Annotated in this window: 22 protein-coding genes; 8 read left to right on the forward strand and 14 right to left on the reverse strand. The window is 25.0% G+C overall.

Annotated features, from left to right (window positions below; genetic code table 4):
• Window positions 1-46: 46 nt before the first annotated feature.
• From AACK95_RS01570 to AACK95_RS01595, 7 genes are all read left to right on the forward strand, one after another.
• Window positions 47-337, forward strand: coding sequence for a SemiSWEET family sugar transporter (locus AACK95_RS01570; RefSeq protein WP_338980495.1), 291 nt, complete (start codon window positions 47-49; stop codon window positions 335-337).
• The gene (locus tag AACK95_RS01575; RefSeq protein ID WP_338980496.1) at window positions 330-635 is read left to right on the forward strand and encodes a SemiSWEET family sugar transporter; all 306 of its coding nucleotides are present in this window, start codon (window positions 330-332) and stop codon (window positions 633-635) included. The genes AACK95_RS01570 and AACK95_RS01575 overlap by 8 nt, the downstream gene beginning before the upstream one ends.
• A gap of 42 nt (window positions 636-677) precedes the next feature.
• A complete protein-coding gene (gene plsY, locus AACK95_RS01580) occupies window positions 678-1,391 on the forward strand; it encodes a glycerol-3-phosphate 1-O-acyltransferase PlsY (protein WP_338980497.1) in 714 nt (237 codons plus the stop codon).
• Window positions 1,392-1,558: 167 nt separating this feature from the next.
• Entirely contained in the window at window positions 1,559-1,825 is a 267-nt protein-coding gene (rpsO, locus tag AACK95_RS01585) for a 30S ribosomal protein S15 (RefSeq protein WP_338980498.1), read from the forward strand.
• 210 nt (window positions 1,826-2,035) lie between these two features.
• Window positions 2,036-2,188 carry a hypothetical protein gene (locus AACK95_RS01590; protein ID WP_338980499.1) on the forward strand — a complete coding sequence of 51 codons (153 nt, stop codon included), beginning with the start codon at window positions 2,036-2,038 and terminating at the stop codon, window positions 2,186-2,188.
• 17 nt (window positions 2,189-2,205) lie between these two features.
• Window positions 2,206-2,499 carry an ankyrin repeat domain-containing protein gene (locus AACK95_RS07115; RefSeq protein WP_422397155.1) on the forward strand — a complete coding sequence of 98 codons (294 nt, stop codon included), beginning with the start codon at window positions 2,206-2,208 and terminating at the stop codon, window positions 2,497-2,499.
• 86 nt (window positions 2,500-2,585) lie between these two features.
• Complete coding sequence (locus AACK95_RS01595; protein ID WP_338979845.1) at window positions 2,586-3,536, forward strand: IS30 family transposase; 951 nt, start codon at window positions 2,586-2,588, stop codon at window positions 3,534-3,536.
• A gap of 487 nt (window positions 3,537-4,023) precedes the next feature.
• Here AACK95_RS01595 and AACK95_RS01600 read toward each other — a convergent pair whose 3' ends face one another.
• The 5 genes from AACK95_RS01600 to AACK95_RS01620 form a co-directional block, all read right to left on the reverse strand.
• Window positions 4,024-4,257: a YneF family protein gene (locus AACK95_RS01600; protein ID WP_422397156.1), complete on the reverse strand. Its 234-nt coding sequence runs from the start codon at window positions 4,255-4,257 to the stop codon at window positions 4,024-4,026.
• A gap of 16 nt (window positions 4,258-4,273) precedes the next feature.
• Window positions 4,274-6,280: a transketolase gene (gene tkt, locus AACK95_RS01605; RefSeq protein WP_338980501.1), complete on the reverse strand. Its 2,007-nt coding sequence runs from the start codon at window positions 6,278-6,280 to the stop codon at window positions 4,274-4,276.
• Between the two features lie 208 nt (window positions 6,281-6,488).
• Window positions 6,489-7,727 carry an IS256 family transposase gene (locus AACK95_RS01610; protein WP_338980932.1) on the reverse strand — a complete coding sequence of 413 codons (1,239 nt, stop codon included), beginning with the start codon at window positions 7,725-7,727 and terminating at the stop codon, window positions 6,489-6,491.
• 226 nt (window positions 7,728-7,953) lie between these two features.
• Window positions 7,954-8,448, reverse strand: coding sequence for a hypothetical protein (locus AACK95_RS01615; RefSeq protein WP_338980502.1), 495 nt, complete (start codon window positions 8,446-8,448; stop codon window positions 7,954-7,956).
• Window positions 8,378-9,148: a hypothetical protein gene (locus AACK95_RS01620; protein WP_338980503.1), complete on the reverse strand. Its 771-nt coding sequence runs from the start codon at window positions 9,146-9,148 to the stop codon at window positions 8,378-8,380. The genes AACK95_RS01615 and AACK95_RS01620 overlap by 71 nt, the downstream gene beginning before the upstream one ends.
• Before the next feature lie 306 nt (window positions 9,149-9,454).
• Here AACK95_RS01620 and AACK95_RS01625 point away from each other — a divergent pair, with 306 nt between their 5' ends.
• On the forward strand, window positions 9,455-9,781 hold the full coding sequence (locus tag AACK95_RS01625) for a hypothetical protein (protein WP_338980504.1): 327 nt from the start codon (window positions 9,455-9,457) through the stop codon (window positions 9,779-9,781).
• Window positions 9,782-9,944: 163 nt separating this feature from the next.
• Here the strand turns inward: AACK95_RS01625 and AACK95_RS01630 are convergent, their stop codons facing one another.
• The 9 genes from AACK95_RS01630 to AACK95_RS01670 form a co-directional block, all read right to left on the reverse strand.
• Window positions 9,945-10,184, reverse strand: coding sequence for a hypothetical protein (locus tag AACK95_RS01630; RefSeq protein WP_338980505.1), 240 nt, complete (start codon window positions 10,182-10,184; stop codon window positions 9,945-9,947).
• A 62-nt stretch (window positions 10,185-10,246) separates the two neighbouring features.
• Window positions 10,247-10,873, reverse strand: coding sequence for a hypothetical protein (locus AACK95_RS01635; RefSeq protein ID WP_338957690.1), 627 nt, complete (start codon window positions 10,871-10,873; stop codon window positions 10,247-10,249).
• Window positions 10,874-11,055: 182 nt separating this feature from the next.
• A complete protein-coding gene (locus AACK95_RS01640) occupies window positions 11,056-11,805 on the reverse strand; it encodes an IS30 family transposase (RefSeq protein WP_338980952.1) in 750 nt (249 codons plus the stop codon).
• A 6-nt stretch (window positions 11,806-11,811) separates the two neighbouring features.
• On the reverse strand, window positions 11,812-12,006 hold the full coding sequence (locus AACK95_RS01645) for a helix-turn-helix domain-containing protein (RefSeq protein ID WP_338979555.1): 195 nt from the start codon (window positions 12,004-12,006) through the stop codon (window positions 11,812-11,814).
• A 76-nt stretch (window positions 12,007-12,082) separates the two neighbouring features.
• Window positions 12,083-12,247 (reverse strand): hypothetical protein, encoded by a 165-nt coding sequence (locus AACK95_RS01650; RefSeq protein ID WP_338980506.1) that lies wholly within the window; start codon window positions 12,245-12,247, stop codon window positions 12,083-12,085.
• Window positions 12,248-12,890: 643 nt separating this feature from the next.
• A complete protein-coding gene (locus tag AACK95_RS01655; RefSeq protein ID WP_252318892.1) occupies window positions 12,891-13,253 on the reverse strand; it encodes a hypothetical protein in 363 nt (120 codons plus the stop codon).
• Between the two features lie 24 nt (window positions 13,254-13,277).
• Window positions 13,278-13,697 carry an HIT family protein gene (locus AACK95_RS01660; RefSeq protein ID WP_338980507.1) on the reverse strand — a complete coding sequence of 140 codons (420 nt, stop codon included), beginning with the start codon at window positions 13,695-13,697 and terminating at the stop codon, window positions 13,278-13,280.
• 51 nt (window positions 13,698-13,748) lie between these two features.
• Window positions 13,749-15,464: a hypothetical protein gene (locus tag AACK95_RS01665; RefSeq protein WP_338980508.1), complete on the reverse strand. Its 1,716-nt coding sequence runs from the start codon at window positions 15,462-15,464 to the stop codon at window positions 13,749-13,751.
• 16 nt (window positions 15,465-15,480) lie between these two features.
• On the reverse strand, window positions 15,481-17,520 hold the full coding sequence (locus tag AACK95_RS01670; RefSeq protein WP_338980509.1) for a hypothetical protein: 2,040 nt from the start codon (window positions 17,518-17,520) through the stop codon (window positions 15,481-15,483).
• Window positions 17,521-17,574: the final 54 nt, after the last annotated feature.

Consider the following 17,574-nt stretch of genomic DNA (forward strand, 5'->3'; position numbering starts at 1 on the left):
TTATTATAATTATTATGATAAATTAAATTAATTAAAAGGAGAAAAAATGAACATTTTTATAGAAATATTGGGGTATCTTGCAGCCATTTGTATTCCTTTGGCATTCTTACCACAAATTATTAAACTAATTAAAACAAGAAATACTTCAGGTCTTTCTATTTTTTCATATAGTATCTATCAACTGGGGGGTCTTACTTTTTTAATATTTGGCATACTTCGTAATGATATTCCCATGATTACTTGTCAAACTATTACTGCTACATTAAATTTCATAATAATTGGGATTATTGTTAACAATTTAATTAAACAAAAAAATAAGGAGGAAAAAAATGTCTAATATTGCAATTGATATTATTGGATATATAGGTACCTTTTTTATTTCAGTTGCCTTTTTACCACAAACTATTAAACTAATTAAAACTAAAAACACAAAAGGTTTATCGTTAATTTCTTATAGCATATATCAAATAGGCTTAACTTCATTCATAATTTATGCTAGTTTAATTAAAAACATTCCCTTACTAGCAGCAAATGCCTTTGGTACAGTTATTAATATCATATTATTAACATTAATAATTTATAATTTATATTATAATAATAAAGATAAAAAGAACAATTTAACTTCCAAAAAATAAAATTTTTATTAACATAATACTTGCACAAGAATGGAGAAAAAAATGGCACATATTAATCTATTAGGAACTTTTATTTTTATTATCATTGGTTATTTAATTGGCTCAATCTCACCTTCAATTATTATTAGTAAATTAAAATTTAAAACCGATGTTAGAGATTATTACTCTAAAAATGCTGGTGCTACTAATTCAACACGAGTTATGGGTGGTAAATGGGGAGCTATTATTTTAATTATTGATGGTTTTAAGTCCGCTATTCCTATTTTAATTGCATACGGTTTAACCTTTATTGATATTACTAATCCTAATTATGAAACAATGTTTAAACAAGCATATATTTATCCAACTGGTCTTGCTGCAATTATTGGTCACTGTTGACCACTATTTTATGGTTTTCGTGGTGGTAAAGGAGCTGCATCTTCATTAGGAGTACTATTAATGACTAATCCTATTTATTGCGTTATCACAATTGCTAGTTGATGATTTATTTTATATTTAAGTAGAATGTCATCTTTATCTTCAATGTTAATGATGATACTTGCTTTTATCTTATCATGAATACCGAATATACCACTGCATTCTTTTCTTTCCCAACAAGACACTCAATACTATATTGTTAATATAACTATGGCTCTAATTTGAATATTAATTATTATTCGTCATTGAGATAATTGTAAAAGAATTCTTAATCATACTGAACGTAAAGTGACTATTTTTGATAAAAAAAATAAAAAAGCAAATGAAGAAAAAAAATAAAAAATCATCTCTTTATACAAACTCAATAAAAATATTTTTTAAAAAAATACTTGTTTTATGTTTAAAATTAATGTACTATTATAAGCGTGTTGACTTAACATTGTTAATATTCTCTCCGATATTAGCTTTGCTTAAGCCGAATTATATTTAAAGGAGAGTTGTCAAATATGGAACAAATTAAACAAGATGAATTGATTAAAAAATTTCGCTTAAATGCCAAGGATACTGGTTCTTTTGCAGTTCAAATTATTAACTTAACAAAAAGAATTTTAGAATTAACAGCCCATCTACAAGTACAAAAAAAAGATATTACTGCAAAACGAAGTTTGTTAAAAATGGTAGCAAGCAGAAAACGTTTCTTAAAATACTTTAAAAAACAAGATGTTACTACATACAATAAATTATTAACAGCACTATCACTAAAAGATAACTAATATTAAATCAGTATTTACTTATTAATACTGATTTTTTTATATACATCTAAATAATATTAAACATAGAAATAGATTTACAAATGATTTAAACAATAATAAAATTAATACTAAAAGTGTTATAATATAGTTATTAATTATTATATGTTTCTAACCCATTTATTTTTTACTAAAATAAATGGGTTTTTGATTTCAAAAAGGAGGAACAAAATAATGAATGATAAAGATATTAATGGTGAAAAAATAATATCAGTTATTTTAAATTCTGTCACTTCATATCAAAATATTACATATTTTAATTATTGGGATTATATAATTAAAGAAGAAAAAATTAGTTCTGAAATAAAAAAAAGATCAATATTTTAATAGAAAAAAATACTAATATAAATTATACAAACGAAAATAGTGATAGTCCTTTAATAATAGCAAGTCACTATTATCAACTTATAGATTCCATTAAAATTTTAATAGAAAATGGCGCTAATATCAACCATGCAAACCAAAATGGTGATACAGCCTTGCATTTAGCTGCTAAAAATGGACTAGCACAAATAGTTAATACTTTACTAATAAATAATGCAAATATTCATTTCATAAATCAAAATGGTGATACGGCTTTGACAATCATTATTAATAATAGTTTATTTTATGATAAAAACGCTGAATTATACTTGTAAGTGCAAGTAAATAAAATTGCAAAAAATTCTCATATAAAAATTTCATAATGCTAAATTTAGTTTAGAAAAAAGTAAGGAGTTTTTATATGAGTTATAAACATCTTGGCATAGATGAAAGGATTTATATTGAGAATCAATTGAAATTTAAATTTAAAATTAGTGAAATAGCTAAAAATCTTAATCGAAGTATTAGTACTATTATTCGAGAAATTAATAGAAATAAAGATAATAATCATTATTTTTCATTAATTGCACAAAATAAAGCTGAAAATCGAAAACAATCACATATTAGTTTTCATAAGTTTAAAAATAAGAATTTAGTAAAATATGTACAACAAAAATTACTATTAGGTTGATCACCTGAACAAATTTATGGCAGAATTAAAAATTTTCATAAAGAGTGAGTTATTAGTTTTAAAACAATTTATACTTGAATTTATTTTGGAATGCTTGATAAAGTTACTAGTAAAAATTTAAGAAGAAAAGGTAAAAAACGAAAATCTAAAGAAAATCGTGGCAAGTTTAATGGTAAATCAATTAAAGAACGAGATATAAATGTTAATGATCGTATAACACTTGGTCATTGAGAAGGAGATACTATAGTATCATCAAGAGGCAAAAGCAAATCATGTTTAATAACTTTAGTTGAAAGAGTATCACGATTTACTTTAGCAATATTAGTTAAAAACAGAACTACTAAAGTTATTAATAAAAATGTCAGTTATTATTTATCAATTCTTCCTAAAAACATTGTTAAAACTATTACTTTTGATCGTGGCAAAGAATTTTCAAATTGACAACAACTTGAAAAAAATTTAAATGTAAAAATTTATTTTGCCAATCCATATTCACCTTGACAAAGAGGTACTAATGAAAATACTAATGGTTTAATTAGAGAAAAATTTCCTAAAAAATTTATTTTTTCAAAAACTAATAAAAATGAAGTTCATAAATTTATATTGTCTTTAAATCAAAGACCGAGAAAAATATTAAATTATCTTTCACCAATCGAATATTTGGATAGAAAAATAATTTAGTTGCACTTACCTTTACAATTTAGCAAACATAAAAAATATATTAGAAAACATATTTTATCAAGAATATGAAGAATATATTACAAATAAGGCAAAAGTAGAAATTATTAAATACAGACCAGAATTTTCAAATAACTCATTATTTCATGATATTAAAGATAATATATTAATACATTTAAATACAAATAATTCAGTAAAAAATATAAAAGAAAATTTAATATTAATTGGATTAAAAATTGATAAGAAAAGGATTTTAAAAATTGAACAAAAAATAAAGAAAATATTTAAATGTAACATTAATAAATTAAATATTAATCAAGAAAAAGAAAAAAAATGACAGAAAAAAATTAAACAAGAATTAAAAGAAGAAAATTATCCAAAAAATAAGCCATCAACAAGTGGATATATAAAACATTAAATTTATCAAAATATAATGAATAAAAATAGTTACCATTATGGTAACTATTTTACAATTTATATTTAATAAAAATTATCGTTTTTTAGTAGTACTTTGTTGACGTTTCATTGCTTGCATTACTGATTTAATTTGAGATTCAGTAGGTTTACGCCCCATTTGTAAATACATTGCACGAATCATATTTTCATTAATAGGAGGATTTTTCTGTAATTGTTTTTCGAAAATCTTCTTAGTAACAATAAAACCAACTAATCCACCAATTAACGCACTAGCAATGCCAATGATAAATACTGCTCACCAAACCATCATTATTAATTTCTCCTTACTTACTGTTTAAAAACTTATTAATTTTATCACACACTTGATTTGATGTAAAGCCATATTTTTCTAGTACTACCTTATCAGGAGCAGAAATACCAAAAGTACTTACGCCAATAACAAAGCCATTACCTGCAACATATTTATATCAACTATCTTTAGAACCCATTTCAATAGCAACTTTTATAATATCATTAGGTAAAATTCTATTTTGATATGTTTTATCTTGTTTATCAAAAATAAAAGTAGAAGGCATTGAAACTACACGAACATTAAGTTTTTGATCGTTTCATAGTTGTTCTTGACTAGCAATAGCTAATGAAACTTCACTACCGGTAGCAATAATAATTAAATCTAAAGCTTTACTACTATTCTCTTTACTAATAATATAAGCACCTTTTTGAACTGCCTCAATATTACTATTTGCAAGTTGTGGTAAATTTTGTCTAGTAATAATAATAGCACTAGGGTTAGTTTTATTAGATAATGCCATTAAATATGCACCAATTGTTTCTTTTGTATCAGCAGGGCGAATTACATTAAAATTAGGAATAGTTCTTAACATTGTTAGTTGTTCAACTGGTTCATGGGTAGGACCATCTTCGCCAACTGCGATACTATCATGACTAAAAATAAACAAAGATGGAATTGACATTAAAGCTGCTAATCGTAATGCAGGCTTTAGATAATCACTAAACACAAGAAAAGTAGAACCAAAAGGAATTGTGCCTTGATGTGACGTCATACCGTTAACAATAGCACCCATTGCAAATTCTCTTACTCCATAATGAATATGTCTTCCTGAATGGTCAAGAGGTAGAAAGTCTTTGTCTGTTACTAATGCTTTAGTTGAGCCAGCTAAATCAGCACTACCACCAATTAATGTTGGACAATGAGCTGATAAAAGTTTTAAAATATTACCAGAGTCTACTCTTGTTGCTTGTGGATTTACCCCAATAATTGAAGTTCAATCAATTTTATTTAATTGATAATCTTCATTAAAAATTTCATTTTTCAATGCTGATTTAATTTCTTTATACAAATTTGGATATAATTTTGCATATTTTTCAACTTTTTGATTTCAAACTAATTCTATTTTAGAACCATGATTAAGTGCTGTTTGTGTGAAGTAAGTACTTACTTCTTTTGGAACAGTAAATTCAGGATATTCTCAGTTTAAATTTTTAGCAACTGTTTTAATATCTTCCATTAAAGGAGAGCCATGAACACTCGGTGTTCCTTGTTTACTAGCCCCATAACCAATTATAGTTTTAATTTCAATTAAAGTTGGTTTATCACTAACTTTTGCCTTTTTAATAGCTTCAGAAATAAGTTTATCATCTTCACCATCTTCAACTTTTAAATAATTTCACTCTAATGCTTGAAGACGCATTTTTAAATTTTCTGAATATACTAATTTAACAGATGAATCTAATTGAACATCATTTGAATCATATAAAATAATTAGTTTATTTAATTTAAAATGTCCAGCAAAACTAAGTGCTTCTTGTGCAATACCTTCTTGTAAATCACCATCACCACAAATTGCATATGTATAATGATCAATAATATTAAGATCTTTTTGATTATATTTAGCACTAAGAAAACTCTCAGTAAGCGCCATTCCAACAGCATTAGCGATACCCTGACCTAATGGTCCAGTAGCCGTCTCTACTCCATAGTCTAAATGATATTCGGGATGACCAGGTGTATTACTATTTAATTGACGGAATTGTTTTATATCATTGATTGTATATTTATAACCAGCATGATGTAATATTGAATATAATAAAGCACTACCATGACCTGCTGATAAAACAAATCGATCACGATTAAATCATTTTGGATTTTTTGGATTAAAAGATAAATGATTTTTGAATAAAGAAAAAGTCATTGGTGAAGCACCTAAAACAATACCAGGATGGCCACTTTTAGCAGCATTAACTGCTTGTACTCCTAACATACGAATTGAATTAATAGTTAATTTATCTAAATTAATTTTATTTTCCATAATTTCTCCTTAAATTTTTAATAGTTATTATTTAATATAATATTAACAATATTCTTAATAAAATAGGTAATTTTTTAAAAATAATTAAAAAAGTATAAATAATAATGACAAAAAATATAATTTTATTTTAACTAAATTGAATCTTTGAACAAATTAAAAAAGAAAAGGAGGCTTTTTAGTAATCTGTGTTTCTTTGTTTTACAAAGTACTAGTTCAGATTAATTCTGTCTTCAAATTTTATCATAAAATGAGCAATTGCTGTATTTCAATTTTGAATGGGCATTGTTCATTTTTTTGTTATATTTTCAATTGCTAAGTAAAATATTTTAAAAACTGCCATATCATTTGGAAAAACTTTTTTATTTCTGATGACTTTTCGTAATTGACTATTAACAGATTCAATAGAATTTGTAGTATAAATCACTCTTTTGATTTCTGGAGGATAACTAATAAAAATCATTAAATTATCTCAATTTTTATATCAAGATTTAGCAATTTGAGGATAGTGTTTATTTCATTTACTTTCAAATGATTCTAAAGCTTGCATTGCTTGTTCTTCACTACATGCATTATAAATTGGCTTTAAATCTGTAACTAGTGATTTTCGATGTTTGTATGAAACATATTTTAAACTATTTCTGATTTGATGAACTATACATAATTGATGTTCAGTTTTAGGATAAACTGATTGTATTGCTTCTGACATGCCTGTTAAGTTGTCACTACAAGCAATAAGAATATCATTTAAGCCACGATTTTTCATTTCTGTGAAATTTGCTAATCAAAATTTAGCGCCTTCATTTTCACTAATTCATAAACCTAAAACATCTTTTTTACCTTCTAAATCAACACCTAAAGCTATATAAACTGATTTGTTAATAATGCGTTTATCTTGTCGTACTTTAACTACTATACAATCAAAATAAACAATGGGATAAATGCCTTCTAATGGTCTATTTTGTCATGCTTTGACATCATCAATCACATCATCAGTAATTTGACTAATAACACTTTCACTAATATCAGCACCATGATATAACTCTTGTAACTGCATTCTAATATCTGATAATGTCATACCTTTTGCATATAAGGAAAGAACTTGTTGATCAAAACCATCAAATCTTCTCTGTCTTTTTGGCACTATTACAGGAGTAAAATTACTATTACGATCTCGTGGTACATCAATCTCAATTTTACCTTGTTGAGTTATTAATTTTTTTGAACTTATACCATTACGAGCATTGTCACTATTACTATGTTGATTTTTTTCATATCCTAAATAATTTTGCATCTCAGAATTCAACATTTTTTCAACTAAACGTTTTGTTAATTCTTTATATAAACCCCCTTCTTTAAAAACTGTTGTTAAATCTTCAGTATTTTCTAATAATAAATCTACTGCTTTTGATATTGGATCATTATTATTAAAGTTATCTTTTTTAGCCATCTGTAACTCACTCTTTCTAGTCATTTAATTATATTTACTAGAATTAATTAAACATAGTTATTTTTGTAAGTTACACAGATTACTAAACATTACCAAGAAAAGATCACCCCAAGATAAAAAAAATAATATTTCATCTTAAATAAGATAACTCTTTTCTTAATATTTTACATTTGTGATGTTCTTGGTTTATTTAAGTTTATTAATGGTAGGTTTGCTGATTCATTGTTTACTTGTTGTTTATTAAAATCTTTTCCAGATGATTTTGAAAATAATGTTGGATTTGTTTTTGGTTTTTTACTACATGATTCTGATATTTTTTTCATTTTTGACTAATTTCTATTTCAATTTTCTTATTTTTATTAATTTTTCCAAAAGTTACTAATTTAATTAAGAAATTTAAAATTTTATTTATTTTTTGTTGTTCTAAAACTTTAATTTCTTCTATTTCAGATTTTTTGATTACTTGCATTAAATTTGATTGTGTTTTTGCTGATTTTTCAAGTTCTTCTTGTTCTTCTAAATATAAACCAATTGCTTTATTATTTCTTTCCTGTCTTTTTAATGATAAAGCCTCTAATGTAATCGCTCTATCAATATCTTTTTGCTCTTGTTCTACATTAAATTGGTCTTGCAATGACAATGCAATCGCTCTATCAATATCTTCTCTTTCTTTCTCAGATACTTCTTCTGATTGTAAGGAATAATGGTACTGATTTTTCAAGTTCTTCTTGTTCTTCTAAATATAAACCAATTGCTTTATTATTTCTTTCCTGTCTTTTTAATGATAAAGCCTCTAATGTAATCGCTCTATCAATATCTTCTCTTTCTTTCTCAGATACTTCTTCTGATTGTAATGTTTTATAAGGTTCATCAACAACTACAAAACCAAATTCATCATCTTCATTGGTTGCTTGTAAATCTAAACTACTTTCATAAAGAGATGGTGAAATGGTTGGTTCGGAAATTATTACCTTTTCTTGATGACTATTATTTGTACGTTGAATTTGAGGTTGAATAATCTTACTTCCTTTGGGTCTTACTCCTTGTTTTAGTATTTCCTCTTCAGTAACTAATTTTATTTCTGTCTCTACTTTAAATGTTTGTGATGAGGGCATTGATGTTTCTTTAAATTCTTTTACTATTATGTCAGATTGTTTTTCTTTTTCTAACGATAATTTTTTTGCCAGTTCCACTTGTTCTTCTTCTGATAATCTCATGGCTTCAGCAATAAGATCTGGATCAATTGCAAGTTGTTCCATTTGTTCAAGTGTAAATGTTCTCATTTGTTCCATTGTAAATACTGGTGTTTGTTTTTTATCAATCGCTTCTCTTTGCTCTTTTGTCAATGAACGGATTTGTTGTGTTGTGAATGCAAATGTTGGCGATAATTTTAATTTTCTAATATAAGTTTCAGCTGCCATTATTTTTTCTTCCTTTCTAAAAATAAAAAACCCATTTATTTTAAAATTAAAATAAGAGGATTAAAAAACTTTATATTCTTTTGTAGAATATTATCATAATAATAATATTTTTCCAATGATAAAAGTAATAATCTAGTGGCTATTTATTATAATAATTAAAAAAACACTAATAATATTATTAATGATAAAATAAATTATTCTTTTTCAGATTGACAAAATGGAACATCAATCGCTACTGATAATTCTAATGTTTATAATATTCTTAAGTGAAGCAATTACGCGAGAGACTGAAATACCTTCACTAATATGTATCCAACTTTTTCTTTTATTAATTCATATTTCAAAGTATCAACTTTAACAGGAATTGAAAGTAGTCCAACACTAGCAACTAATACTGCAAAAATTGAACAATATAAAAACCCTGGTAATGCTAATGTTCTTTTTATTGCTTATATTAATACTAAAGATGGTGGAGGATGAGGAACAGAAATTGCTCTTAACTTAGATCTTTGACATTATAATAATAATATTTACTTTCAATGGTATTGTTTTTTAAATTCTTCATTTGGTCGTATGACATATGTTAACATTGCATTAAACAATATTAATTTTCATAACATAATGAACAATTAATAACTTTATTTACAATTTTTAATTAATAAACAAAATTAATAATAAGGACAAAGTTTATTTTGTCCTTATTATGATTATAAAGATATATTTTTTGTTATTATAATAATTTAAGTAAATCTATTCGAAAAAATTTATCTAATTTTTCTCATCCAAGATCACGATTTTATTCAGGAGTCATTATTCAACGACCAAAAGCTTCTGGAAATAAATCAATATATGATGTTCTTCCATATCAACTTCTAACAATACCATAACTTAAAAGTTTTTGATAAGATTTGTTATTAATCTTAGTTCCGTTTGCTAATGATGAAATCATATATTTTCTTGCATCAAAATTATTATTTTGTTTATTACGAATTAAAGAATCCAAAATATGACTATATTCATGTACCATAACTTCCATTCCATACTTTATATCTCTAAAAATCTGTATCAAGTATTATTTTAGTATTACACATATTATCATTACAAGAACCAAAATATGCTTCTCCTGACATATTTATTTTTAGATTGTTCTCACAACTTTTGATCTAATTCAATTTTTTCTAACATTTTAAAAACATTATTTTTTCCATATAATTGAGCTAAAATATTATAAAACCGACATATTCCTGTTTTTAATTCATCAATGTTTGCATTTATATGATAATTACTAATTGTTTTAATAAATGATTCAAAATCAATTTTGCCATCAAATAAAAGATGATGATCATTAAATTGTTTTTTTAAATCTTCAAAATCTTTAAAATTATCATTATTATTTTCTAACTTTTTAAAAGCATTATTTGATTCTTCACTTGCTTTAAATTTAACTTGTTCATTTAAAATATTAATAAAATCATTTACAGCAGGTAAATTTTTAAATTCATTATCATTTAAAATATCATTTTTTCCAAATAAAATTTCTTGATGATGTTGATAAGAGTAAGTAGGAACTTGTTTATCTCTTATATTCAAATCAGGAACAATATAATCTAACGTTACAAAAGATCTATTAGGACTATACTTAAGCTTTACTGTTCCAATATAGATATCTTCATTTATTGAAGTAATTATTGCTTCATTTTGATTAGTAACAATTTTAATTTCCAAACTAGTTACATCTATATTATATTTATTACTAAAAATATCTATAATTTCTTTTTTTACTTTTTCATCATCATTTATAGTAGTTATGTTTTGTCCAATATAAATTTTACCTAAATTTCTTTTTCCTTTAGGAAAAATTATTTCTAAGTTTTTTTTCTTTTGCTAAATTGTAAAGGTAAGTGCAACTAAATTATTTTTCTATCCAAATATTCGATTGGTGAAAGATAATTTAGTATTTTTCTCGGTCTTTGATTTAAAGACAATATAAATTTATGAACTTCATTTTTATTAGTTTTTGAAAAAATAAATTTTTTAGGAAATTTTTCTCTAATTAAACCATTAGTATTTTCATTAGTACCTCTTTGTCAAGGTGAATATGGATTGGCAAAATAAATTTTTACATCTAAATTTTTTTCAAGTTGTTGTCAATTTGAAAATTCTTTGCCACGATCAAAAGTAATAGTTTTAACAATGTTTTTAGGAAGAATTGATAAATAATAACTGACATTTTTATTAATAACTTTAGTAGTTCTGTTTTTAACTAATATTGCTAAAGTAAATCGTGATACTCTTTCAACTAAAGTTATTAAACATGATTTGCTTTTGCTTCTTGATGATACTATAGTATCTCCTTCTCAATGACCAAGTGTTATACGATCATTAACATTTATATCTCGTTCTTTAATTGATTTACCATTAAACTTGCCACGATTTTCTTTAGATTTTCGTTTTTTACCTTTTCTTCTTAAATTTTTATTAGTAACTTTATCAAGCATTCCAAAATAAATTCAAGTATAAATTGTTTTAAAACTAATAACTCACTCTTTATGAAAATTTTTAATTCTGCCATAAATTTGTTCAGGTGATCAACCTAATAGTAATTTTTGTTGTACATATTTTACTAAATTCTTATTTTTAAATTTATGAAAACTAATATGTGATTATTTTCGATTTTCAGCTTTATTTTGTGCAATTAATGAAAAATAATGATTATTATCTTTATTTCTATTAATTTCTCGAATAATAGTACTAATACTTCGATTAAGATTTTTAGCTATTTCACTAATTTTAAATTTAAATTTCAATTGATTCTCAATATAAATCCTTTCATCTATGCCAAGATGTTTATAACTCATATAAAAACTCCTTACTTTTTTCTAAACTAAATTTAGCATTATGAAATTTTTATATGAGAATTTTTTGCAATTTTATTTACTTGCACTTACAAGTATAATTCAGCATTTCAATTTCAATTTCTTCTTCAATATTTTCTTCCATTTCAGAATTATATAAAATACCAGTAGTTGCACCACTAATTAAAACCACAGAACTAATTATTCCAGCAATAATTTTTGAATTTTTATTTTTTTTAGACATATAATACTCCTCCATATTTTGATTTCAGAAATAAGTTCTTTATATTCTTGCCTTTGATATCAATAGATATAGACTAGTATTGTTTTTAATTCTAATTTGTTTTATTAACAATTAAGATGAAAATTGTTTTAGATTTCTAAAACAATCAGCAAAAATTTTTAAAATTAGTTGATAAGGGCTATTGATAATAGTATAAATTTTATTAATAATCAAAAAATTATTGATTAGCACACTCTGGGCATTTCATAATTTTTCTTGCTGTTTTTGAGTTTGAAGCTAAATCATTACCATTAATTTCTTTATTACAACTTGAACAATGTAACACTTTTCTTTTTTTTATATCTCAATCTCCTTTATCTTTTTTTATTAATGCTTAAAATTATAGCATCATTAATAAAAAATGCTTTTTTGATGAAAACAAAAAGGTAGTTATGCCACTCATCAATTAATAATTTTTATAAAATTTGATAATAATAACTATTATAATATTTTTTTCTTATTATTTATGTTGAAAATAAACTCTAAAAATATTATTAATTATTTATTAAAAATTGATTTAATACTATTTTCAACCAAAATTATAAAAAAAATATTGGACAATATATTATCCAATATTTTAAGTTATTAATAATTATTTTATGACTTATTTACTATTAAATATTCATAAAATAGAGCCAAACGCCATGATAATATGTGGTAAAGCATTAATATAAGTTCATGTTGACTTATAATCTACATCTTTGCCAACAAATAAACCAATAACTATTATAACTGAAAGAAATGATATAAATAATGCTCATAGTCTTGATCATAATCCGGGTTTAACTGAAAATGGTATTAGAATATAAATAATACCTATTATAACTAATGTAGCTCCATTTTCATTTCAGCCATAGAAACTATAAGTTATAACTCCCGCTGCATACAATAAACTAAAAACAATAATTCATACAGCACCAATTAGCATTAATATTTTAGGTAAAGTTAATAACTTAAGACTTTTCATTTTTTTCCTCCTTAAATATTTGTTTTACATTAATTGTAATTTTAGTATTTTTTTAAGATTATTAATATCATCAATTGTAACATTTTCTTTTGTCCTATTAATTAAAAACCCTTTTTCACGAATATATTTTGGAATAATATGAACATGATAATGAAATACTTCTTGAAATGCTTCGCTACCATTATTAGTTAAAATATTAAATCCTTTAATTTCGGGAATAGTTTTTATTAGCAAATTAGCAATTTTATGAGTTGTGATACTAACATCGCTCACTATTTTAGGTGTAGTATCAATAAAAGTTTCAAAATGTTGCTTTGGAATTACTAGAATGTGTCCTTTAGTTACGGGATTGATATCCATGAATGCTGCTGTATTTGTATCTTCAAAAATTAAGTTATTTGTATCTTTAATAATTGTACAAAAAATGCATGCTTTATTTGTCATATATTTCACCTCAACTTACTTTATAAGTATAACTTAAAATATTAAGTATTATTATGGATAAAACTCTTTTACCTTATTTCAAAACTCTTCTTCATATATATTATTTTTTGGAATATATGTTGGAAATAAATTTTGGGCAGCGATTTTAAAGTTTTCAGCTGCTGGTGAATCTTTAGTTGCAGAATCACTAGCAGATATAGAATATAACATTTGTCAAAATATATTTCACTTTGTTTCTTCGGTAATAGTGCTTTCCTTACCATCAGCTCTTATATACTTAGAGAAATCTGTCTTAAGACTAGCATTACCACTAATGTTTCATGAATGAATTAAATTACTAATTTCTGGAACTCAGCCTTCGTTTTTATTACTTAAAAAACTAAAATCTAAATTTTGTAGAAGGTTTAGGAAATAAATAGGAGCAGAGTAAGTAAATGTAGCAATATTATTATTCGTAGTATAATGTAATCCACCATTAGATACTCAACCTGCAGCCAATTGATTATTAGTTGCAGTACTTAAGAAACCATTAGCACCAAAATTAGGATCAATTTCACTAATAGTTGAGGCATTACCGCTTGTTAATTGAGTAAAAAAATCAGAATTTAAAGTTTTTCCTTTTCCTGAATCATCATCTTTAACAATTGACTCTCACTTTGGAGGTTCAGAAGGACTACTATTTCATTTTTTATCAATGCTTTGCGCATTTGCTAAATCAGTAGTAAAGTTTCAATTTACATTATAGTTACTCTTTTGTCAACCAGTAGTATCTTGTAATTGACTTATGTAAAGGTTATTTGTTTGGGTTGAAATTATTGGTTTACCTGCTTCATTATCTTTAATATCAACAATATTGTCTAAAATATAAGACATTGTAAATAAAGTTTGATTTAATGCTGGTAAAATTTCATATTGATAATATTGTTGATAACGAAAACGTAATCATCATTGGAAACGTTTTAAATATTTTGAATAAGTTGGAATATCAGTACCAGAAAGACTTTTTTGTGTTTTATTAATACCAGCACTACTATTTCATTTTTTAGCATCATTTGGTAATAATTTACCAATTTCATTACTATAATTGTCATCTGGATGTTTAGCAATGGCAGCTAATTGTTCATCAAAAGCAGCATCTTTATCACCATAATCTTTATATAAACTATCAGGAATAAATATTTGATCAGGATCATTAACTTTAGCAGTATCTTTATTTTTTTCTTTATAAAAATCTACATTTTGATAATTAAATTTACTTGTACCATCCTGATGTCAACTTTGATTTTGAAATAATAACTCATTATTATCTGCTGCTGATACTTTATCTAATGAATTAGCTGTATTAATACCACTTAAGTACTTTTGAGTTAATAAACTTAATCCTAAATCATCTTTAAGTTTTATAAAAGCTTTATTGGCTTCTCCCATTATTGCAGTAGTACCATCTGCATTTTTTGTGTCTTCACTATAATGAAGTTTCTTATGAAAAAATTCATAAAATTTTTGCTGAGCAATTGTTCCTTCAACATCTTTTAAAATAAAATCAAGACCTTGTGAATAAGTATTCTTAAACTGAGCAGAAATCGTTTCATTAAAATTTACTCCTAAAAAATTAAATAATACACGATTTTTATAATCATCAGGAATTTTACCACTAGGTAAATTACTCATATCACGTTCATTATCACAAGCAACTAATAATAATACAGGGCCAGATAAAAGAGTAACTGAAGTTAATAATGGTAAAATCTTTTTTATCTTTTTCATTTTTAATACCTCCCGTCTAAGAACTAATGATACTTGGATCATATCATCATAATGTTCGTTTCCCAACAACATCTAGATAATTAGCAATATTAGTATCCATACGAGCAACTGGTGCATCTTGTGTAAAGCCATCTCATGTATTATTAGTTTTTATAATATTATCCTTAAATGTTGCATTAATATTAATACCTTGTCTATTGTTTCAACGATTTTCTTTAGTTTTATCAAATCAACTTTTCATTTTTTCAACAAAGCTATTAATTTTCGTATCAGTTGGATCAAGAGGACTTGAACCAAATATATCCTGTAAATTTCAATGAATTAAACTCGAGTTATTATTAAAGTATAAATTATAATCTCATCAAGTTGCATCACCAAGGCTACCAGTACCTCCAGTAAAGGCTGTTAATGCATCATTTAAATTAAAAGTAAGAGTTGTATTTGGAGTATATTTTTGTAGTAAAAAACCAGTTTGTAAATAATCAAGATAAGGAGAATCAGATAATCCACCTGGACGCTCAGATAACGGTGCTAAGTCTTTTCACTGATAAGTATCTTTTCTATGATTTTTAAATGTTTTAATTATATTATAAGTTGATTCATCGCTTTTAGGTTTGTCTTGCTGTTGATATGTGATACCTGGCGTTTGAATAAAATGAATACCACCAGTATCAATAAAAATGCCAACTCCAGGTCCATTATTAACTGCAGCATCAGGAAGTTGTGGTCCTTTTATATCTTTCATATAAACTAAATCATTATATTGGCTAGTACCATCTTTACCTTTATCTTTAATACTATCACGGTCTATATAAGGAATTAAGTCATCTAAACCCTTTTCCTTGTCAGTTGGTGAAGTAAATTGTGTTAATTTATATGGTTGAATACCATCAACATTTTTACCAACACCTTCAGCACTAGTTACATAACGATATAAGTAATAATAAAAAGGACTATTCTCTTGTGAAGATTTAGTAATATCCATTAATCCTAAATCACCAGTTTTACTAACATCAGTAGTAGCGGCCCCTTTTTCTTCAGTGAATGTTTGATCAAAACCATTAGTTCTAATATTCTTTAAAATTTCATTAATTTTAGTTTTATTTTGAGAAAACTGAGAAGCACTAATCTTTTCTTGTAAAGGTTTAGCAGTAGAATCAAAAGGAATAACAATTTGACGAGTTCAAATTAATTCTTGATTTCTTAACATTACTTTAGCTATTTTAGATTGATTATCACTTAATAAGCCATCAATAGTATTGTATGAATCTGTTTCATAATTACTATCATTCTTATCATCACTAGTTTTTACAACAGGGAAACTAATATTAACACCAGTTCATGTTTTAGCAGCTTTAACAGCATCATCTAATTGTTTAAAATCAGTAAGATCAGGATTTAAACTATTGGCATTAGCAACAACTCAAATTTTGCTAGAATATTTACCAGCATCAGTAATACTTGTTTTACCATTAATGTATTGTTGTACACTATCATAAGTACCATTTGGATTGTTTTCACTCTTTACTTGTTCTCATAAATCCTTTAATCAAATATTAATTTCATTTTGATTGTAGTATTTATAATCCTTATAATTACTAGTAACATAACTACGTTGAATAATACCTAAAGCACTCTTTTTTAAAATATTATCAATGTAAGTATTAACATCATCATCGCCCAATACTTTCTTTCATTGTTTTTCTCATGAACGACCATATTTTGCTTGTAATGATTTTATTTTATTTTCTATCTCAGATTGAGCTGCTGTCAAAGTAGCAAGATAATCATCTTTATATTCTGGAGTATTTTTTAAAATTGAAAGATTAATATATTGATTAATATCAGTATATAATGTTTTACCTCATCCACTATTGGGATTATTTAATAAGTAATTAAAAAAGGTGTCAGTCGTAGTACTTGTATCTATAAAAGCACTATTTCAGTCGAAAACATTAGTTGTGCCTCTTTCATTTGAATTATTACAAGCTATAATAGACATAGTTGATGTTGATGATAACGTGAAAGCTGCAACTAAGGCAAGAATATTGCGCACTTTATTCACTCCTTTTAATTAAATCTATAGCAAAAAAAGATTTTTTAATTTATT

Source organism: Spiroplasma endosymbiont of Lasioglossum malachurum (genome assembly GCF_964020065.1).
GTDB lineage: Bacteria > Bacillota_I > Bacilli_A > Mycoplasmatales > VBWQ01 > Spiroplasma_E.